The organism is Delftia sp. BGA-UO-ETr-SB1, from assembly GCF_059567865.1.
In genome coordinates this window covers 609,096-627,171 of the sequence record NZ_JCAQOW010000005.1, presented here as the reverse complement: position 1 = coordinate 627,171, position 18,076 = coordinate 609,096, and the positions used below count along the sequence as shown (strand labels likewise).

At 67.5% G+C, this 18,076-nt stretch carries 18 protein-coding genes and 1 tRNA gene; 8 read left to right on the top strand and 11 right to left on the bottom strand.

Annotation, left to right across the window (positions count from 1 at the left end; genetic code table 11):
• Positions 1 to 36: 36 nt before the first annotated feature.
• Positions 37 to 387, bottom strand: a complete 351-nt coding sequence (locus tag AC57B5_RS12965) for a four-helix bundle copper-binding protein (protein ID WP_013803851.1) — start codon at positions 385 to 387, stop codon at positions 37 to 39.
• A gap of 129 nt (positions 388 to 516) precedes the next feature.
• Entirely contained in the window at positions 517 to 873 is a 357-nt protein-coding gene (locus AC57B5_RS12960) for a PRC-barrel domain-containing protein (protein WP_013803850.1), read from the bottom strand.
• A 403-nt stretch (positions 874 to 1,276) separates the two neighbouring features.
• Between AC57B5_RS12960 and AC57B5_RS12955 the strand changes: the two genes are divergently transcribed.
• Positions 1,277 to 1,654 carry a hypothetical protein gene (locus AC57B5_RS12955; protein ID WP_012203897.1) on the top strand — a complete coding sequence of 126 codons (378 nt, stop codon included), beginning with the start codon at positions 1,277 to 1,279 and terminating at the stop codon, positions 1,652 to 1,654.
• A 100-nt stretch (positions 1,655 to 1,754) separates the two neighbouring features.
• Entirely contained in the window at positions 1,755 to 2,105 is a 351-nt protein-coding gene (locus AC57B5_RS12950) for a DUF1304 domain-containing protein (RefSeq protein ID WP_071954550.1), read from the top strand.
• Positions 2,106 to 2,138: 33 nt separating this feature from the next.
• Here the strand turns inward: AC57B5_RS12950 and AC57B5_RS12945 are convergent, their stop codons facing one another.
• The 7 genes from AC57B5_RS12945 to pdxA all read right to left on the bottom strand — a co-directional run bounded on the left by AC57B5_RS12945 (position 2,139) and on the right by pdxA (position 10,431).
• Positions 2,139 to 2,792 carry a hypothetical protein gene (locus AC57B5_RS12945; RefSeq protein ID WP_496399684.1) on the bottom strand — a complete coding sequence of 218 codons (654 nt, stop codon included), beginning with the start codon at positions 2,790 to 2,792 and terminating at the stop codon, positions 2,139 to 2,141.
• Positions 2,792 to 3,598: a fimbrial biogenesis chaperone gene (locus tag AC57B5_RS12940; protein WP_099734489.1), complete on the bottom strand. Its 807-nt coding sequence runs from the start codon at positions 3,596 to 3,598 to the stop codon at positions 2,792 to 2,794. The genes AC57B5_RS12945 and AC57B5_RS12940 overlap by 1 nt, the downstream gene beginning before the upstream one ends.
• Entirely contained in the window at positions 3,595 to 4,080 is a 486-nt protein-coding gene (locus tag AC57B5_RS12935; protein WP_043781098.1) for a hypothetical protein, read from the bottom strand. Before AC57B5_RS12935 ends, AC57B5_RS12940 begins: the two co-directional genes overlap by 4 nt.
• Complete coding sequence (locus AC57B5_RS12930) at positions 4,077 to 4,697, bottom strand: hypothetical protein (RefSeq protein WP_013803844.1); 621 nt, start codon at positions 4,695 to 4,697, stop codon at positions 4,077 to 4,079. The genes AC57B5_RS12935 and AC57B5_RS12930 overlap by 4 nt, the downstream gene beginning before the upstream one ends.
• On the bottom strand, positions 4,697 to 5,308 hold the full coding sequence (locus tag AC57B5_RS12925) for a hypothetical protein (RefSeq protein ID WP_192367066.1): 612 nt from the start codon (positions 5,306 to 5,308) through the stop codon (positions 4,697 to 4,699). Before AC57B5_RS12925 ends, AC57B5_RS12930 begins: the two co-directional genes overlap by 1 nt.
• A gap of 81 nt (positions 5,309 to 5,389) precedes the next feature.
• Complete coding sequence (locus AC57B5_RS12920; protein ID WP_496399683.1) at positions 5,390 to 7,570, bottom strand: SdrD B-like domain-containing protein; 2,181 nt, start codon at positions 7,568 to 7,570, stop codon at positions 5,390 to 5,392.
• Between the two features lie 1,148 nt (positions 7,571 to 8,718).
• On the bottom strand, positions 8,719 to 10,431 hold the full coding sequence (gene pdxA / locus AC57B5_RS12915) for a 4-hydroxythreonine-4-phosphate dehydrogenase PdxA (protein ID WP_496399682.1): 1,713 nt from the start codon (positions 10,429 to 10,431) through the stop codon (positions 8,719 to 8,721).
• A gap of 146 nt (positions 10,432 to 10,577) precedes the next feature.
• Between pdxA and AC57B5_RS12910 the strand changes: the two genes are divergently transcribed.
• Positions 10,578 to 11,480, top strand: a complete 903-nt coding sequence (locus tag AC57B5_RS12910) for a LysR family transcriptional regulator (RefSeq protein ID WP_063327993.1) — start codon at positions 10,578 to 10,580, stop codon at positions 11,478 to 11,480.
• Positions 11,481 to 11,497: 17 nt separating this feature from the next.
• Here the strand turns inward: AC57B5_RS12910 and AC57B5_RS12905 are convergent, their stop codons facing one another.
• Positions 11,498 to 12,409 (bottom strand): LysR family transcriptional regulator, encoded by a 912-nt coding sequence (locus AC57B5_RS12905; protein ID WP_012203907.1) that lies wholly within the window; start codon positions 12,407 to 12,409, stop codon positions 11,498 to 11,500.
• A gap of 142 nt (positions 12,410 to 12,551) precedes the next feature.
• Between AC57B5_RS12905 and AC57B5_RS12900 the strand changes: the two genes are divergently transcribed.
• The 5 genes from AC57B5_RS12900 to AC57B5_RS12880 all read left to right on the top strand — a co-directional run bounded on the left by AC57B5_RS12900 (position 12,552) and on the right by AC57B5_RS12880 (position 16,992).
• Positions 12,552 to 12,758, top strand: coding sequence for a DUF3311 domain-containing protein (locus AC57B5_RS12900; protein WP_012203908.1), 207 nt, complete (start codon positions 12,552 to 12,554; stop codon positions 12,756 to 12,758).
• 13 nt (positions 12,759 to 12,771) lie between these two features.
• Positions 12,772 to 14,154 carry a sodium:solute symporter family protein gene (locus tag AC57B5_RS12895; RefSeq protein ID WP_013803838.1) on the top strand — a complete coding sequence of 461 codons (1,383 nt, stop codon included), beginning with the start codon at positions 12,772 to 12,774 and terminating at the stop codon, positions 14,152 to 14,154.
• Positions 14,155 to 14,167: 13 nt separating this feature from the next.
• On the top strand, positions 14,168 to 15,832 hold the full coding sequence (locus AC57B5_RS12890) for an amidohydrolase (RefSeq protein ID WP_496399681.1): 1,665 nt from the start codon (positions 14,168 to 14,170) through the stop codon (positions 15,830 to 15,832).
• Positions 15,829 to 16,839 (top strand): CobW family GTP-binding protein, encoded by a 1,011-nt coding sequence (locus AC57B5_RS12885; protein ID WP_496399680.1) that lies wholly within the window; start codon positions 15,829 to 15,831, stop codon positions 16,837 to 16,839. Before AC57B5_RS12890 ends, AC57B5_RS12885 begins: the two co-directional genes overlap by 4 nt.
• 76 nt (positions 16,840 to 16,915) lie before the next feature.
• Positions 16,916 to 16,992: transfer RNA gene (locus AC57B5_RS12880), tRNA-Gln, on the top strand.
• Positions 16,993 to 17,038: 46 nt separating this feature from the next.
• Here the strand turns inward: AC57B5_RS12880 and AC57B5_RS12875 are convergent.
• Complete coding sequence (locus AC57B5_RS12875; RefSeq protein ID WP_496399679.1) at positions 17,039 to 18,025, bottom strand: NAD-dependent epimerase/dehydratase family protein; 987 nt, start codon at positions 18,023 to 18,025, stop codon at positions 17,039 to 17,041.
• Between the last annotated feature and the right edge of the window lie 51 nt (positions 18,026 to 18,076).

The following is an 18,076-nucleotide window of genomic DNA, read 5'->3' as shown; positions in this document are numbered from 1 at the left end:
CTGCCAGGGCGGCTGTCATGGCCCATGCCAGCCGTGTCAGTGCGACTGCATGCCCATGAGATTGCACGACATGGCGCATTGCTGGCAGGCTGCCGCGCAGGTCTGGCAATGGTCGTGGGAATGCTTGCTGCATTCGTCGGCGCAGGCCTGGCAGATCTGGGCGCACAGGCGGCAGATGTCCGGCGCATGCGGGCTCTGGCGCGCCATTGCGGCCACGGCCAGTTCGCAGATCTGCGCGCATTCCAGGTCCTGGGCAATGCAGGCGGCCATCATCTGGACGTCTGACTCCTTCAGGCAGGCGGCGGCGCAGGTATTGCAGGCAATGACGCAGGCCTGGCAGGCGTCCATGCAGGCCTTGTAGTCGATGGCAGGTGGGGTGGTATTCATGGCAGTTCTCCAGGAATGAGGGAGTGAAGTCGCGCAGGGCGTTCTTCCTTGACCATTCGCTGGCAGCTATCCGCACCAAAGAAAACGCCCCGCGAACGGGGCTGTGTCAAAGACCGCAAGGGTCGGGATTTACAGGTAGGGCACGCCGTAGTAATCGTTCACGCGGCGACCATATTCATCGGTGTATGCCGGAGCCGTATCGCGCTCGTAGCGTGGAGCGTTGTCCAGTTGCTCACGCGTCAGCGACACCACGTAGCCATTCATGTTGGGCTCGTACTTGAGGGATTCCCAGGGCAGCGGATAGCGATCCGTGCCGATGCCCAGGAAGCCGCCGAACTCCATGACGGCGTAGCGCACCTTGCCGGACAGCTTGTCGATCATCAGCGTGTCTATGGTCCCCAGCTTGTCGCCTGCCGGGTTGTAGACATTGGTGCCGCTGACGGTTTCGGAAGAAATGACGCTCGATGCGGTGTTGGGTGTGACCATGACGTTCTCCAGTGAGTGGGTTTGTGCTGACCCGCCAGCGCGGTGCGTCTGGCGGCTGAGCGATGCGGCTTTGAATGGGGCGCGGTAGCCGGCCTGTCAAGAAAACCTGTGCATCGCCTGGCGAAGTCGAAGCCTGTGTGCTTCTGGGTTCTAGCTTAGGACGGCATCTGCGGGCACCGGGTAGTCGGGCCGCCGCGACGGGCGTAGGAGGTGCCTTGGGCGGCGGAGGCCAGGTCCTACGAGCCCCTGTAGTCAAGGTCGGCGAGGCTGCGGGCCTTGGCTGACGCGGGGCAGCAGCCTGGGCCGGCTGCGGCGCGGCAGGGCGAGGCGTACAACAAAAACCACAGGGCAATGAAGCGCATGCAGTCCCGCATGCGTGTGGCATGCCCCGAAGGAGAGCCCCATGAATGCAAGCAACAAGCCATCCATCCAGCCCATCCAGCCGGTGTCCACGGATGCCCCCGAGGATGAAGACCTTGCCGAGCAGGCACGCCCCGGCCACGGTGTTCCTTCGCAGGACCCCGATGCGTCCGCGCAATTCGAACTGTCGCCCGAGGATGCAGAGCGCGAGTCGCGCTCGGTATTCATCGGCGGCGGCGTGCTCGCCGGAGCCGCTGCAGGCGCTGCGGCGGGTGCTGCGATTGCCGGCCCGGTGGGCGTGGTGGTCGGCGGCACGGTAGGCAGCGTGGCCGGTGCGCTGGGCGGTGCGGCCGCTGGCGCCGTGGCACCTGCGCAGGGCGCGGAAAAACCGTCGCACCCCGGCAGCAAGTCTTCCGGGTGACAGGGAAGGGGTGATGGCAGGCCCTGTGTAGCGCAGCGGCCATGGACGGGTGTGGGTGCATCCCGTATACAGAGGCCTGTCCACTTTCTTCTCACCCCAGATGGCCAACGTACTCATCGGCATCGTCGCCGCAATCCATGTCTACATCCTCGTGCTGGAGATGTTTCTCTGGGACAAGCCGGCCGGACGCCGCGCGTTTGGCCTGACGCCCGAATTTGCCCAGCAAACCAGGACACTGGCCGCCAACCAGGGCCTGTACAACGGCTTTCTCGCCGCCGGGCTGATCTGGGGGCTGGCGCAGGGGGCCGATGGCCTGGGCTTCAAGTACTTCTTCCTGATCTGCGTGCTGGTGGCCGGCGTGTATGGCGCCGCCACGGCCAGCCGCAAGATCCTCTGGGTGCAGGCCGTGCCGGCTGCTGTGTCGCTGGTTGCGCTGTACCTGGGCCTTTGAGCGCGCCCGAAGCGCCCAAATCGCCCAAAGCGCTCAGGGCGAGCTGGCCGTGAAGGTGACCTGCCCCGTGTAGGTGCCTGCCCTGCGGGAGGCCAGGTTGGCATAGGACAGGGTCCAGTTCGCCGTGCGCTGGGTGACCAGCCCCGCAAAGGCGGTGGCCACCACGTTGACCGCTGCGCCCGTTCCCGTATTGGGTATCAGCGGTGCGGGCAGGTTGCTGTCGCTGGTGGCGATGGTGATCTCCGACAGCGGAATGGTATTGGCCCCACTGGCCAGCGCCGTGGTGGCGGTGGCGCGCAGCGTGACCTGGCCTGCGTTGCTGCGCACCTCCACCGGCAGCACATTGCCGCTGGGCGTGATGCTGAAGCTGGGGGCCACGCCGCTCCAGTTCACCGAGGTGTTGCTGCCCGCCACGGGCGTGGTGGGCACGCCAGGGATGGACGGGGCGAGCACAAAGGCCACGCTGCTGGTCGTGCCGCCGGGCGTGGGCCAGGTGCCGTCGCCTATGCGAAAGAAGATGAACTTGTCGATGGCGATGGTGAAGTCCAGGTTCACAGAGGTGCTCAGCGGCACCAGCAGGCTGGGGCCTGTGGTGCTGGACGCCGCATGCACGGTGTGGCCCAGGCCGCCCAGCGCCATGGACAGGGCCATGGACAGGGCCAGCCACGCCATTGGCCTGGTTGCCATCACTTCAGTTCCACATCGATCTTGAAGCTGCCTTTTTCCCAGTCCAGGCTGCCCTTGGCCTTGACCGGATACGCGGGCTGCGGGGCGGGCTGGCCGTCTTCGCCCTTGGGCATGAGGGCCAGCGTGCGTGTCTGGCCGGGCAGTATGGGCGTGCCTTCCGGCACCAGTTCGAAGCGGCGGCCCTTGTTGTCCACGGCGTCCAGGCTGCCTTCCAGCCGGCCATGGGCATCGCCGGCGTTGCTGACGGTGACCAGGGCGCGGCGCGTCTTGCCGTCTTCGGCCATGGAAAGCTGGCGAATGTCCAGCTGGGGCGCAGCACCTCCCAGCGTCACGTAGACGGCTACCGCGATGCGGCCCGTGACAGGCAGGCTCAGGCTGGCGCCGCCGCTGCGTATGACGGTCTGCTGCGCGGGCTCCACGCCTTCGATGGCAATCATGAAGCGGCATTCGCCGCGCGGCGCATCGGCAGGCGGCTCCACCTGGAAGCGGAAGGCCTTCTTGCTGCGGCCTGCAATGGTGACGCTGCGCCGCTCCAGCAGCACCCAGGGCCGGCAACTGCCGGGCAGCAGTTCGTCGTGGTAGGTGATGTCGCCCGTGTCGGAATAGGTCCAGTCGATGGTGCGCATGGCCACCTCGGTGGGTGCCGAGGCCAGGTTGTGGATGTCCAGCGATTGGCCCGTGCGCGCACCCGGCTTGGCCGACAGCTCGAAACGCGAGGGCGCCACGGCCAGCTCGAACGGTGCGGCGGCGGCGCCGCTGCAGGCGATCAGCAGGGCCAGTGAAACGGCGATGGGAGGAGCTTTCATGGCAGGGTCTCGATCTCGAAGTAGGACTCGAAGCTCAGTGCCGAGCCCCGGGTCAGGCGCAGCTCGGCAGGGTCGATGTGCAGCGTGAGGTCGAAAACCTCGGCCATCCAGGGCGTGCGGACCACGCCGTTCCAGACCTGGACCCGGTCGCCGGGCCGGCCCGTGCCGCCCGCAAAGACGCCATTGCCGCGCCACTGCACCTGCATGCCCGCAGGCGAGCGCAGGCCCGTGACCAGGGCGGGAATCACATAGAAGATGCGCGCCGTGCGGCCGACATGGGGCGCCGTGGCCAGCCGGTATTCGATGCGTCCCATGGGCAGCTCCAGCAGCCGCTCGCCGACGACCCTGGCCCGGGCGAAGTCGCTGCGGACCTGGGACCGGGGCGAAGCCGAGTCGTCCAGCCGCGCCACTTCGGCATGCGCCGCGAGGGCCGTGGCCCAGGCCAGCGCCATGCACAGGAGCGGCCACGCCAAACGCCTCATACCATCGATGCCGTGAAGCGCACGGTGCCCTTGTAGTTGCCGCCCGGGTAGACCACGTCGTTGTCGTAGGTGAACTGCAGCACGGTGCCGGTCAGTTGCCGTGACTGGACGGTCCAGCCAGCGACCGGGCACAGCGCGCCAGAACAGACGGATGCGTTGGCGTTGTAGCTGGCGATGGACTGGCCGGCGCTGGCGGTGAAGCGCCCGTTCTGTATGTCACCGGACGCAGCATTGCCGTTGTTCGATGCCACCCAACTGATCTTGCTGAACGGAATGGTCGCGCTGCCGCAGCCACCCGACTGGCAGGAAAGTGCGGTGGATGAATCGACGACCAGGGTGACTGGCCGGGCCACGGCGGTGCCCAGCGCGGGACGTGTGGGAGACACCGAGACACTGATGCTGGGCGTGCCCGTCACGGCCACGGGCGTGAGGCCGGCGTTGGCTCCCGTCACGCTGAAGGCCACGGTGTCCACGGTTGCCCCGGTCGTTCCCACGCGCAGTGTCAGGCTGTAGTTGAGCAGGTCTGTGTCGGTCACGATGGTGAACACGGCCTGCGCGGGCGGCTGCACAACGCAGAGGGCTGCTGCGGCCAGCAGGCGAGGCAATGCCTTGTCCATCAGATGCCCTGGGCCGTATACGTGATGACGTTGGTATAGGTATTGGCAGCCCAGCTGGCCGGCGTACCTCCCAGCGCATACGCCCAGGTTCCCGTCGCAACCACGTTGGAGGGGAACGAGGTGGATGCGCAGGCACCCAGATTGGGCCCGGGGTGGGGCAGGTTACCGGTGGTCGTGACGGTGAAGTCCGCGTTGGCGGGGCCGCCCGTGGCATTCCAGGCGCCGACCGCGCAGTTGATGGTGCCGGCGCCGGCATTGGTCCAGGCATAGACCGTGAGCGTGGCGGCAGCCGAGGCGGTGGCGACGGTGGGCGCGGCGCCGTTCCAGTCCACGTTGGTGTTGTTGACCGAGGCCAGCGGCGTGGTGGGCACGCCGGGGATGCTCAGCGTCGAGGTCCAGGTCACCGTGTCCACCGTGGTATTGGTCGAGCCCACGCGCAGCAAGATGAGCTTGGGCACGGTCACGCTGAGGTTGACCTTGGCCTGGGCCGTGATGGTTCCGGTGCCCGATCCGTACTGGCTCTCGGCCATGGCAGGCAACGCGGTCAGGGCCAGGCCGAGGCCGCCGAGCAAGGCGGCCAGCAGGCGTTGGGCGATGGATGTTCGTTTCATGGAATCTCCTTGGATGGAACGGGTTGCCTGGGAAGCCTGTGCGCCTTAATCAGTCATTCATTCACTCATTCACTCATTCACTCACTCGCCCACCTTGACCACGGCAATCGACGCCGAGGCCTGGCCGCGCAGGGGCACATGCACGCTGCTGGTGTTGTCGCCGGAGGCGCCCCAGGGCAGCGGCACGCTTTCCTGGGTGAGCGACAGCCGGTGGTGGCCCGTGGGTACCACCGGGAATTCGAACTGGCCATCGCGGTCGGTCACCGTGCGGTAGCGGCCGTCAAGCACTACCTCGACGCCGGCCACGCCCACCTCGCCCGCCTGCTGTTCGCCGTCGCGGTTGGCGTCGTAGAACACGCGGCCGGACAGGCTGCCGCCGCCCACGCCTTCACCGGGTGCGCCTGCGGCCGCATAGGCCGTGCCCGCGCTGCCTTCCCAGCGCAGGTAGACATAGGCGGTCTTCTCGTCGCTGCGGTAGAGGTTGGGCAGGGAAGAGGGCGTGGGCAGCAGCGAGGACCGGGCCTGGTTGAAGTGCGCCATGAAGCCCATGCGCCAGCCCCGGCCCAGTTCCTTCTCGGCCGACAGCGAGCCCGACAGGCCCCGGCTGGTGTAGAGGCTGCCGCTTTGCGAGGTGTAGCGCAGGTTGCCGGCCAGCTGCAGCCCGCTTTCCAGCCAGTAGCGCCATTGCAGCCCGGCCGTTGGATAGTTGCGCGACATGCCGCCGCTGCGGTCGCGCGCATAGCCCAGCGTGGTGGTGAGCTCGGACCGCAGCGTTGCCTGGCGTGCACCGGCCCAGTCCTGCTCCCACTGCACCTCCTGGCCCGTGGCGGAGGAGTCGCCCAGCACAATGAGCTCGTTGCGCCGAACGGTCAGCATGAAGCGGCTGCGCGGCCAGTCGAAAAAGCGGGTCTGGTAGAACGCGCTGCCATAAAGGCTGCGCGATTGGCCACCGCCTGCGGTGCCCGCATCGTTGCGCGTCTGGTAGGCGCTGAAGCTGCCGCCCACGGCCGTGTGCCGGTCGAACTGGTATTGGGCATTGCCATTCGCTCCCAGGCGGCGGTAGCCCGACAGTTGAAAGCCTGCATCCTGCGCCGTGGTTTGCGGCGTGCGTTCGTAGTCCAGCCCCATGCCCCAGCTCAGGCGGGTGACATGGCGGTCCACGCGCCAATAGGCGCCGCGCGCCGCGCTGGACAGCGCGTAGTCGCCAAAGTGCAGTTGGGGCTGGGCTGCATGCAGGCCGAATTCATGGCGGTAGGCGCCCGCGCGCGCGCTGGCCTCGATGAACAGGCCCTGGGCGCTGCGGCCCTCCGTGCCGGCGGTGCCTGCCGCTGGAGAGGACAGGGGCGCGCTGGTACGGCTGCCCAGCAGCGTGGTGCGGAGCCTGAAGTCGCCATCGCGCAGCACGCCGCGCCCGTAGCCCAGCGAGGCGGCCCAGCTGGTCACGCGCTTGCTGCCCACGCCCAGGGCGGAGCCGGGGTCGTATTGCGTGTCATCGCCGGGGTAGTGCCTGGGACTGTAGTAGGCGGGAATATCGTCGGCCTGGTCCAGCTGGAAGGCGGCAAACCAGGGGCCATCCAGCCGCACGGTGGCGCCCAGCCAGCCCAGCGTGCCCTGGTTTTTCTCGAACCCGGGGTAGGGCCCTCCCGTGAGAAGGCCGCGCTGGCCGTAGCCCGCGCGCAGGTCCAGGTCCGGGCGGAAGATGCGCGCCGAGGCGCCGCGCACCGTGGTCGAGCCCAGCGACAGCCGGTAGTTGCGCGCCAGGCCATCGGTCAGCTCGCTGTAGAGGTCGCCCATGGCCGTGTCGGCGAAGGTCTGCGTGGTCAGCGGAAAGCCAAGGTTGCGCAGCGTGAAGCGCTCGCTCGTGGCTTGCCGGGCATAGCCCAGGCCGCCAATACTCAGGCCGCCCATACCCAGGCCATTGCCAAAGTTGTCGCCGCTCAGGTGCCGGCCTTCGGCCTGCAGGGTGAACTCGCCGTAGTTCAGTGTCTCGCGGCGGTATTCGAGGCGCTGGCCGATTTCTGTGGCGCGCTGGCGGCCATGGCCGGTGGTGCGCGATTCGCCCAGGCCCAGGCGGCTTTCCACCACCCAGGCGCGAAAGCCCTCAGGCTGCTCGGCTTCGGGCTCGGCGGCGGCGGACTGTGCGATCTCGTCCGGATCCATGAAACGGTCCTGGTAGGCGGGGGCGGCCCCTTCGGAGAGTGCCTTGAACCGGGCCTGCTCGGCTTGGTCGCGGTCCAGGGATTCGATGCGTGCCTCAGCCATGGAGGTACCGGCAACGGCCGCCGAAGAAGGTGTTTGCGCCTGTGCGCCGCACAGAAAGACGGGAGCGGCTGCCAGGCTCCACCCAAGGCACGCGAGCGGCAGGCGCGACCAGACTCCAGCGGGGCCGGCAACGGTCCGCGGCAGCGTTCGAATCATCAACCAAGATCCCTGCTTTATTCATCGGATGCCAAGCCATCTGGCCAAAACAACTGATCACAAAACTGCGGAAAATGGCTGAATGCGTGCAGCCATCGATTGGGCCCTGCAAATACCGGCGCTGCACTTCAAAGACCGGCCGTTGTCAATGGTGTGCCGAATGAGAGGTATTCAGGGTGAATATCATCGTTCCCTAAATGGCATGGTTTATCCAGTAGGACGACACGCTGCCGGATGGTAGGGGAAAGGGTGATGCCATTCGATGTTCATCTGTGGCGCTGCGGTGCCTGGCTGGCATTGCCCAGGGGGCAGTTGGCGGGCTTTGCTTTTTTTGCCATGGATGGATTTCAGGTTTTCTATTGATAGCAATGAATCATTTGTTTTTCATGCGGCAATAGAGGCTGCTGGGCGTTATCTCCGTAATTCAGGCAATGCATCTGTTGGAAAACGAGGGTTCTCATCAGATTCCGGCTGCTGGAGAATCAAGGAATGGCGCAACTGAAGTGCGCCAGGTTCTGATTGGTTTTTGGACTGGTATCCGGCCAGGTTCATTGATGCAGGCTAAAGCACCTGCACCAATGCAAGCTGCCGCAATCATTTGCCCTGTCTTCATGAACTCTCAGGCGCATCACAGGCAAGGCCAACGCAGACCCCGGGCACCCTGGAGGGCGCTCGTGGTCATGGTGTTGGCTGTCGTTGTGACCCTGGTGGCAGGCCTGTACCCCTGGAATGCCCCGCAGCATGGCAAGGCGGCAAGCCGCATGGAAGGCTTTGCAGGCGGCGCGTCCCTCATGGCCAAGAAGCGCCAGTTCCATGTGGTCCAGCGGCTGAAGACCCACCGCCTGGCAGAAGCCGAGCGGCGCCAGTTGCTGGCCCGTGACACCGGCGCGCGGAATGTGCGGGAGGCGTGGCCGGCACGGGAGGTGCGAGAGTTGCGTGCGTTGTCTGAGTTGCGGGAAGTGCGGGAGGTGCGCGCGATGGCCGGCCCGCTCTCAGTCCACCAGCGCCTGTATGGCCTGCAACTGCGCCGCCAGCCCGGGCCGCGCGGCTGGAAAAGTCTCCTCGAAGGCGGCGGTGCCTACCGTGAAACCCGCGGCACCGCTGGCAAGCACGGCCGCGATGCGTTCGCTGCGATCAATGGAGCCGGCCACGACCACGGGTTTGTCCACCGCATCGCAGACCGCCTTGATCAGGGCCGGCACGTCGCCCCGGAAACGGTAGGCCAGCAGGTCCAGGCCATGAACGCCCTCCAGCCCCGCGATGCGGCGCGCGCTGGCCACGATGTCCTCGGCCGGCCCTGAAAGCACGCTCGGATGCCCGCTGATCCTGCCGGGAAACGGATAGTAGGCAATGCCGCTGCCGCGCAGCACGGGCAGCACCGCCTCGGGGCGCGTGCCGCCCATGAGAACGTCCACACCGAGCTCCACCGCCGCGCGGGCCGAAGCCACCTCGCTGGCCTCGTCCAGGCTGACGACTTCCAGATAGACCCTGGCACCGCCTGCGCGGATGTCCCGGGCCAGCTCGCGCAGCTGTGGCAGGGGCAGGCCTATGTCCTTGAAGCCCACATGGCGCACGCCCTGGGCCAGCACTTCGCGCAGCCGCTCGCGCGCATCGGCAATGGTCTTGTCCTGCTGCGTGAGCATGAAGATGAAGTCCGGGCGCTGCGCCTGTCCGCTGGCGCCGGAGCGGCCCGCCTGCACCATGGCCGCCGCCTGGCGCAGCGCGCAGGCCAGGCTGGCATGGTCCGCACGGCCCGTGCCGGCGATGTCGAAGGCCGTGCCGTGGTCCACCGAGGTGCGCACGAAGGGCAGGCCCACGGTAATGTTCACACCCTGCTCGACGCCCAGGTACTTCACGGGAATCAGCCCCTGGTCATGGTATTGGGCGACCACCACGTCGAACTCGCCCCGGCGTGCCCGCATGAAGACCGTGTCGCCCGGCCAGGGGCCGTTGGCGTCTATGCCTTCGGCCCGTGCGGCCGCAATGGCGGGGATGATCACCGAGCGGTCCTCGTCCCCGAACAGCCCGTTCTCGCCGGCGTGCGGATTGAGTCCCGCCACGGCCACACGGGGCCGGGCGATGCCGAACGCCCGGCAGGCCCGGTGCGCAAGGCGGATGGCACGCAGTTCGTTGTCCGGCGTGACTGCGGCAATGGCCTGCTGCAGCGGCACGTGGATGGAGACCAGCAGCACCCGCAGCTCGTCATTGGCGAGCATCATGGCGAAGTCGCGTGTGCCCGAACGCTCGGCCAGCATCTCGGTATGGCCGGGGTGGGGGCAGCCCGCCGCGCGCAGCGCCTCCTTGTGGATGGGAGCGGTCACCAGGCCTGCGACTTCGCCGGCCAGGGCCAGGTCGATGCCGCGCTGTATGTAGGCATGGCAGGCGGCCCCGGCGCGCGCATCGATGCGTCCCCAGGCCAGGTCCTCGGGCAGCCGGTCCCCGGTCTGGAGCACGAAGAAGGTGGCGGGTGGCACGGTGGCGGGAACCTGGGCCGGCGTGTCGATGACTTGGATGCGCGGGTGCACGCCCAGCATGTCGGCTGCCCGCTGCAGCCGCCCCGTGTCGCCGATGACGAAAAAAGGCGCACGGGGCCGGGCAGGGTCCATGGCCAGCTTGACGATGATCTCGGGGCCTATGCCCACGGGATCGCCCATGGTGATGGCCAGGGGTGCGGGGGCGATGGCGGGGGCTTCGTTCATGGTCATTGCTGAAAGCTCAATCGATGGAGGTACTTTGCATGAAAATCGCACTGCAGAAAATCGATATGGATTCAGTATTCAGTTGATCAAAAGTCAATTGAAATCTCTCCCACTCCCTTTCTTCGATGTGTCCGATGCCGCCCTCCAGTCCCATGGCCCCACCCACCCATATGCCGCCGCTGTCCGCCCTGCGTGCCTTCGAGGCCACGGTGCGCCATGGCAGCGTTTCCAAGGCCGCGCGCGAGCTGCACCTGACCGATGGCGCCGTGAGCCGCGCCGTGCGCGACATGGAAGAGGCGCTGGGCTTTGCGCTGTTCCAGCGCAGCAACCGCAGCATCATTGCCACCCCTACGGCGCGTGTGCTGGCCGAGGAAGTGGCCCTGGCGCTGGAGCGCCTGCGCGGCGCGCTGGGCCGTGCGCGGCAGGCCGCCGGGCCGGACCGGCCGCTGGTGCTGTCCTGCGAGCCCACCTTTCTGATGCGCTGGCTGATTCCCCGCCTGGGCGGTTTGCAGGAAGCGATCGGCACGCAGCGCGAGCTGCGCCTGGTGTCGGCCGGCGGCTCGGTGCCCTTTGCGCGCGAGGGCATCGATCTGGCCATACGCCGCGCGGATTTCGACATGGGCGCCGATGTGGTTGCCGAGCCCTTTTTGCAGGAGCACGTGGGTCCCGTCTGCCGGCCTGCACTTGCGAAGACGCTGGCACGCTCCGGGCCGCTGGGCGGCGTGCTGCTGCACACGGCATCGCGCCCGGACGCATGGCGGCATTGGAGCGAGCTGACCGGCGTGCCGCTGCAGCCCGGGCGCGAGGCCCGCTTCGAGCATTTCTACCTGAGCCTGCAGGCCGCCGTTGCCGGGGCGGGCATTGCCATCGGGCCGCTGGCGCTGGTGGCCGACGATCTGGCCAGCGGCACCCTGTGCGCGCCGCGCGGCTTTGTGGCCGACGGCTCGCACTACGTGCTCATGTCACCCAGGCCGGTGCATGACGAGGCCCGCTTCGCCCTGGTGCTGGAGTGGCTGCGCACGCAGACATTGCCGCTGGCGCGGGCCGACGCATGACTTGCGCCTGCCCGGCTTCACTGGTCGTGCTCGGACAGCTCCCGCCAATGCGTGCGGGTGAATGCATAGACGGTTTCCAGCGCCGGTGACAGGCTGCGCGCGCCCATGCGCGCCATGCCGTAGCGGCCGCAGCGCCGGGGATCGGCGGGCAGGGGCACTTCGGCCATGGTGCCGCTGGCGCGCTCCTGGCGCGTGATGGACAGCACGCCGAACAGCAAGGTGTCCGTGGCCAGGGTCACGCTGCGCAGCAGTTCCAGGTTGTTGCAGTGCAGGGTGAACAGCTTGTCGGGCTCGGCGCCCTCGCCCCACAGCTCGGCCAGCTGCCGCGCCATGGCCGTGCTCAGCGTGGTGGTGGCCAGGGGGTAGCGGCGGATCTCGTCCATGCCGGGGTTTTGCAGCACGGGGTGGCCCGCGCGGCAGACCAGGCCGGCGGGCAGCTCGCCCAGCAGCTCCATGTCCACGTCATCGGCGGCGCGCAGCACATAGGCGTCGCCGACGATGGCGTCTATCGATTCATTGCGCAGCAGCTCCAGCAGGGCGCTGGTGGCACCCATCTCGGTGCGCACCTTGATGCGCGGATGCGCCTGCGCCATGTGGATCAGAAAGGGCTTGAGCAGCAGTGCCGCGGGGGCCGGCGCCACGCCAATTGCCAGTGCGCCCTCCTGGCCGCCGCGCAGCAGCTCCAGGTCGCGCCGCAGCTGGGTTTCCTCCAGCCGCATGCGGCGTGCGCGCTCGGCCACCAGTTCGCCGAAGACCGTCAGCCGGGCGCGCCGCGCGCCCCGGTCGAACAGCTGCGCCCGGAGCTCGTCTTCCAGCGCGCGGATGCTGCGGCTCAGCGCCGGCTGGGTCAGGTGCACGGCGCGCGCCGCGTCCGAAAAAGTGCCGTGCTCGACGATGGCCAGCAAGTGCCGCAGCTTCTGGGTATCCATGCGTGATCCTCATGGTTTGTTGGCAAATTTCTCATTTGAATTATAGGTAGGCACTTCCTAAGATCGCATCCATGGACATTGAAACGTCCTATAGAGCGGCCACAACCGCCAACTCTTTCATCGGAGCAAAAGGAGACAAACCATGCTCAAGCTGTTCATCGGCATAGGCATCCCGTACATCGCGGTGATCGGCCTGCTTCCCTGGGTCGCGTCCGTCGATCGCCATCTGCTCGGCGTGCCCTTCATCTACCTGTGGATCTTCATGTGGTTCGTGCTGACGTCGCTGTGCATGCTCGTGTGCTGGCTGATGTTCGACCGCCACGAAGCCGACGACGTGCAGTCGGCCTGAAGGGAGCACCGCCATGACCACCGCAGTCTTCCTGGGCTTCATCGCACTGTCCCTGTACCTGGCCATCCGCTCGCGCACGGGCAAGGGTGCGCAAAGCGTGCATGACTTCTTCGTCGCCTCGCGCCAGTTCGGCGCCTACCTGGTGTTCTTCCTCGCCGCCGGCGAGATCTACAGCATCGGCACCATGGTCGGCTTTCCGGGCGGCATCTACGCCAAGGGGCCGACCTATGGCGTCTGGTTCCTGGGCTACATCCTGCTGGCCTATCCGCTGGGCTACTTCCTCGGCCCCATGATCTGGAAGGCCGGCCTGCGCCACAACGCCATCACGCTGCCGGACCTGTTCAAGGGCCACTTCGGCAGCCGTGCGCTGGAGCTGATCGTGGCCGGCTCGGCCATCCTGTTCCTGCTGCCCTGGGGCCAGCTGCAGTTCACGGGGCTGGTGGCGGCGCTCAAGGGGCTGGGCTGGAACTTCCAGCCGCTGCACCTGCTGCTGATCTCGGCGGGCCTGGCCTTCACCTACATCGCCATCTCGGGCGTGCGTGCCTCGGCCTATATCGCCATCCTGAAGGACATCCTCATGGTGGTGGCCATCATCGCCACGGGCGTGGCCGTGGGCTGGCATGCCGGGGTGGGCGATGTGTTCGCCGCCGCCAGTGCCAAGGTCAGCAACCACATGACCGATACGCAGCTGCGCTTTTCCATGAGCACCATGCTGTTCCAGGCGCTGGGCTTCTACATGATGCCGTTCGCCGTGCAGAACTTCTTCACGGCCAAGAGTTCGCACACCATCCGCCGCACGCAGATCGCCATGCCGCTGTACATGCTGATGTACCCGTTCCTGGTGCTGGCCTCGTACTACGCCATCAGCCAGAACCTGGAACTGGCATCGCCCAACGAGGCTTTCTTCGCCGCTGCCGTGCGCCTGCTGCCCGACTGGCTGCTGGGCCTGGTCGCCGCAGGCGCCGCGCTGTCGGGCCTGCTGGTGCTGGCGGGCATCTGCCTGGCCATCGGCCCCATCGTGGCGCGCAACCTGCTGCCCGGCCTGCCCGAGGCCAAGCAAAAGCAGGGCGCCAAGGTGGTGATCGTCATCTACCTGCTGCTGTCCATCGTGATGACGCTGCTCACCCCCAACCTGATGCTGACCCTGATCAACACCACCTACTACGGCGTGACGCAGTTCTTCCCGGGAATGATGGCCATCCTGTTTGGCTGGCGCATCCGGCCTCTGGCCATTGCCCTGGGCATCGTCTGCGGGCAGGCGCTGGCCATCGTGCTGTACCTGCAGCAACCGGACTTCGGCGGCATCAACCTGGGCTTCATCAGCCTGGCGCTGAACCTGCTGGTCACGGCCATCGTCCACTGCCTGCCGCGTGCGGCACACGTCAAGACCGCCTGAGGGAAACATCCCCATGAACCAAGAAACCAGCGAGCGCGTGCGCATCTTCGCGGCGCGCACCATCCTCACCATGAACCCGGCCCAGCCACAGGCCACCCATGTGGCCGTGCGGGGCAGCACGGTGCTGGCGGTGGGCGGGGAGGCCGACATGGCCGCCTGGCCCGATGCCGAGCGAATCGACCACCTGCGCGGCAAGGTGCTCATGCCCGGCCTGATCGAGGCCCACAGCCACCTGATGGAAGGCGCCATGTGGGATGCGGTCTACCTGGGCTACTTTGACCGCCGCGATCCCGACGGGCGGCTGTGGCCCGGCCTGCGCACGCTGGACGCCGTGCTGGCCCGCCTGGCCGAGGCCGAGCGTGCCCTGCCCGACGCGCAGGCCACGCTGCTGGCCTGGGGGTTCGATCCCATCCTCTTTGGCAGCAGCCGGCTGTCGGTGCGCGAGCTGGACCGTGTCTCCGCCACGCGGCCCATCGTCATCCTGCACGCCAGCGTGCACCTGATGAATGTGAACTCGGCCATGCTGGCGCTGGCCGGCATCGACGAGGACACCGATATCGACGGCATCCACAAGGACGCCGAGGGCCAGCCCACGGGCGAACTCCAGGAATTCGCCGCCATGTATCCGGTGCAGAAGGTGATCGGCAGCGCGCTGTCGCTGGCCGCCGCCGAGCAGCGCGAGGCGATCTGGAAGTTTGGCCGCGTGGCCCAGCTCGCGGGCGTGACCACGGCCACTGACCTGGTCAGCGATCTCTCGCCCCAGGGCCTGGCCGCGCTGCGCGAGGTGACGGGCGACGCAGCCTATCCGCTGCGCATCGTCCCGGCCTTTGCGCCGCAGCGAAACCCGGAAGGCGGCGCCGCGCGCGTGCACGCCGCTGCCGCATCGTCGGCCAGCGACAAGCTGCAGTTCGGCCCCATCAAGTTCATCGTGGATGGCTCCATCCAGGGCTTCACCGCGCGGCTGCGCGCTCCCGGCTACGCGGGCGGGCAGCCCAACGGCCTGTGGCTGATTCCGCCGTCGCAGCTGCCCGCGCTGTTCGAGCCCTTCCACCTGGCCGGGCTGCAACTGCACATCCACACCAACGGAGACGAGGCCACCGAGGTGGTGCTGGATGTGATCGAGGACCTGCTGGCCAGGCACCCGCGCGCCGACCATCGCCACACCCTGCAGCACTGCCAGCTGGCCAGCAGCGCCCAGCTGCAGCGCGCCGCGCGCCTGGGAATGTGCGTCAACTTCTTCTCCAACCACCTCTATTACTGGGGCGATGCGCACGCCGGGCAGACCGTGGGTATCGAGTGGGCGTCGCGCATGAATGCGGCGGGCACGGCACGGCGCCTGGGCATGGACTTTTCCATGCACTCCGATGCGCCCATCACCCCCATCAACCCCTTGTTCACCGCCTGGTGCGCCGTGCAGCGCGAAACCGCGTCAGGCCGCGTGCTGGGCGAGGCCGAGCGCCTGTCGGTGGACGATGCCTTGCACGCCATCACCATGGGCGCGGCCCATACCCTCAAGCTGGAGCAGCGCGTGGGCAGCATCGAGCCCGGCAAGCTGGCGGACTTCGCCGTGCTGGAAGACGATCCCCGCGCGGTGGCGCCCGCCGCCCTCAAGGACGTGAAGGTCTGGGGCACCGTGCTGGGCGGCCGCATCTTCCCCGCGCCCGGGTCAGCGCCATGAGCACGCCGGCCGCCGCGGCGCAGCGGGCGCCCATTCCCATGGTCGTCGTGGGCGGCTATCTGGGCGCGGGCAAGACCACCTTGCTCAACCGGCTGCTGGAGCGCGCCGATGGCCTGCGCGTGGCCGTGCTGGTCAACGACTTCGGCGAGATCAACATCGACGCCGCCTTGATCCGCACACGCAGCAGCGACGTGCTGCAGCTGGAAAACGGCTGCATCTGCTGCTCCATCGGCGGGCGGCTGGCCGAGGCCCTGGCCGCCGTGGGCGCGCGGCCCGACCGCCCGGACCTGCTGGTCATCGAGGCCAGCGGCGTCTCCGACCCCGTGCGCATCGCCCAGGTCGGCATGCTCGACCCCGCGCTGCAGCTCAACGCCATCCTGGTGGCGGTGGATGTCCAGGACGTCGATGAGCAACTGCGCGACCCGCTGGTCGGCGACATGGTCCGCCGCCAGATCGCCGGCGCGACGGCGCTGGTGCTGACCAAGGCCGACCTGGCCAGCGCGCCGATGACCGGCAAGGCAAGGCAGCGCCTGGCCGAGATCGCCCCGCACACCATGGTGCTGACCGCACAGTGCGGCGAGATTCCCCTGGCCGTCTTCCTGGACGCTGTGCCCCTGCCACGCCAACCGCAGCACCCGCAGCGCCTGCTGGGTGCGCTTGCGGGTGAAGGTGGCGCCTGGAAGAGGGCCGTGGATGGCACGGCAGGTCTTGCCGGGATGGCAGGAATCACCAGTTTCTCGTACACCACGCACCGGCAATTCGACAAGCAGCGCCTCAGGCAGGCACTGCGCACCCTGCCGGTGCCGCTGCTGCGGGCCAAGGGCATCGTGCGGCTGCGGGGGCAGCAGCCTTTGCAGGAAATCCATGTGGTGGGAGGCCGGCTGCGCGTGGCGGATCTGGGCGCGGCGCAGGTGGCCGGGTCCGCCTTTGTCTTCATTGGCTGCTTCACGGCGGCGGGGCAGCAGGCGATTCGTGGCCAACTGGATGCCGCGTTGGCGCCGGAATGATTGAAGAACGTTTTGGACCAAATTTTCTGAATTTTGGATTTCGGCCCAAAAAAACGTATTAGAATTTACGTCTTCTAGGGGAGTCGCCAAGTTGGTAAAGGCACCGGATTTTGATTCCGGCATGCGAGGGTTCGAGTCCTTCCTCCCCTGCCAGATAGACAAAAGCCCTGACAGTTCTGCTGTCAGGGCTTTTTTGTTTTCAGGCCGTGGCCTGCTGCGGGCTGGAGTTCACAGCTGAGCCCGCACCTGCCCTGGCGGCATCCAGCGTGGCGCGTATGCCCTGGGCGTAGGGGGTCTTGGCAATGGGGCCCAGCAGGGCGTGCAGGGCCGAGTCGTCCATGATCAGCGGATCGGTCAGCAGGTAGTGCATCTCGGCCAGTTCGCGCATCAAGGGGCTGAACAGGCCGGCCAGGCGCAGCGCGGTCTTGCCTGCAACGCGCAGTTTCAACGGCCTGCCGCTCAGGCGTTCGATCTCCGAGACGATGTCGCGCTGCGTGGTCGCCCCCGCGCCAGCCAGGTGCCAGACCCTGCCGAATGCCTGCGGCGTGTCGATGAGGCGCGCCACGACGGGGCCCACATCAGGCACATAGACAAACTCGTGCGGACGGTCCAGCGGGCCGATCATGTCGGCCCGGCCGCCGTGGGCCGCCGCCTCGAAGGCGCCGTGCAGCAGGCTGTTGTGCACTCCGGGGCCGTAGAAGTCGGGCAGGCGCAGCACGGTGGCCTCGATGCGGCCCTGTGCATGGGCTTGCAGCAGCAGGTCCTCCTGGGCTTTGCGCATGCGGCCCTTGAAGGTATGGGGCTCGCGCGGATGGTCTTCCGCCACGGGCAGGGTGCGGGCCTTTCCGTAGGGATAGACGGTGCCGATCAGCACGATGCGGCGCACGCCCGCGGCAATGGCGCCTTCCAGCGTCTTGCGCATCAGCTCGGGATGCAATTGAAACTGCCAGTAGTTCACGCCCACCAGGTAGATCAGCGTGTCCACGCCGTGGGCGGCAGCCTCGATGGAGCCGGCGACATCCGGGTTCCAGGTGGCGATCTCGGCCAGGGGATCGGCGCCGAAGGTCTGGCGCAGGCTGGCTGCGTTGCGGCCGACCACGCGATAGGCGCGGCCCTGTTGTCTGAGCGCGGCGGCCAGGCTCTGGCCGATGGCGCCTGCGGCGCCGAAAAGTGCAATGGATGGCATGGTGCGGGTCCTGTGGTGACCACGCCAGTGTCCGCAACACGCCGCAAAAGG

What these genes read in the sequence shown, in the direction of transcription:
- AC57B5_RS12965 (WP_013803851.1), bottom strand. Translation starts at nt 387, where the DNA reads ATGAATACCACCCCACCTGCCATCGACTACAAGGCCTGCATGGACGCC.
- AC57B5_RS12960 (WP_013803850.1), bottom strand. Translation starts at nt 873, where the DNA reads ATGGTCACACCCAACACCGCATCGAGCGTCATTTCTTCCGAAACCGTC.
- AC57B5_RS12955 (WP_012203897.1), top strand. Translation starts at nt 1,277, where the DNA reads ATGAATGCAAGCAACAAGCCATCCATCCAGCCCATCCAGCCGGTGTCC.
- AC57B5_RS12950 (WP_071954550.1), top strand. Translation starts at nt 1,755, where the DNA reads ATGGCCAACGTACTCATCGGCATCGTCGCCGCAATCCATGTCTACATC.
- AC57B5_RS12945 (WP_496399684.1), bottom strand. Translation starts at nt 2,792, where the DNA reads ATGGCAACCAGGCCAATGGCGTGGCTGGCCCTGTCCATGGCCCTGTCC.
- AC57B5_RS12940 (WP_099734489.1), bottom strand. Translation starts at nt 3,598, where the DNA reads ATGAAAGCTCCTCCCATCGCCGTTTCACTGGCCCTGCTGATCGCCTGC.
- AC57B5_RS12935 (WP_043781098.1), bottom strand. Translation starts at nt 4,080, where the DNA reads ATGAGGCGTTTGGCGTGGCCGCTCCTGTGCATGGCGCTGGCCTGGGCC.
- AC57B5_RS12930 (WP_013803844.1), bottom strand. Translation starts at nt 4,697, where the DNA reads ATGGACAAGGCATTGCCTCGCCTGCTGGCCGCAGCAGCCCTCTGCGTT.
- AC57B5_RS12925 (WP_192367066.1), bottom strand. Translation starts at nt 5,308, where the DNA reads ATGAAACGAACATCCATCGCCCAACGCCTGCTGGCCGCCTTGCTCGGC.
- AC57B5_RS12920 (WP_496399683.1), bottom strand. Translation starts at nt 7,570, where the DNA reads ATGGCTGAGGCACGCATCGAATCCCTGGACCGCGACCAAGCCGAGCAG.
- pdxA (WP_496399682.1), bottom strand. Translation starts at nt 10,431, where the DNA reads ATGACCATGAACGAAGCCCCCGCCATCGCCCCCGCACCCCTGGCCATC.
- AC57B5_RS12910 (WP_063327993.1), top strand. Translation starts at nt 10,578, where the DNA reads ATGGCCCCACCCACCCATATGCCGCCGCTGTCCGCCCTGCGTGCCTTC.
- AC57B5_RS12905 (WP_012203907.1), bottom strand. Translation starts at nt 12,409, where the DNA reads ATGGATACCCAGAAGCTGCGGCACTTGCTGGCCATCGTCGAGCACGGC.
- AC57B5_RS12900 (WP_012203908.1), top strand. Translation starts at nt 12,552, where the DNA reads ATGCTCAAGCTGTTCATCGGCATAGGCATCCCGTACATCGCGGTGATC.
- AC57B5_RS12895 (WP_013803838.1), top strand. Translation starts at nt 12,772, where the DNA reads ATGACCACCGCAGTCTTCCTGGGCTTCATCGCACTGTCCCTGTACCTG.
- AC57B5_RS12890 (WP_496399681.1), top strand. Translation starts at nt 14,168, where the DNA reads ATGAACCAAGAAACCAGCGAGCGCGTGCGCATCTTCGCGGCGCGCACC.
- AC57B5_RS12885 (WP_496399680.1), top strand. Translation starts at nt 15,829, where the DNA reads ATGAGCACGCCGGCCGCCGCGGCGCAGCGGGCGCCCATTCCCATGGTC.
- AC57B5_RS12875 (WP_496399679.1), bottom strand. Translation starts at nt 18,025, where the DNA reads ATGCCATCCATTGCACTTTTCGGCGCCGCAGGCGCCATCGGCCAGAGC.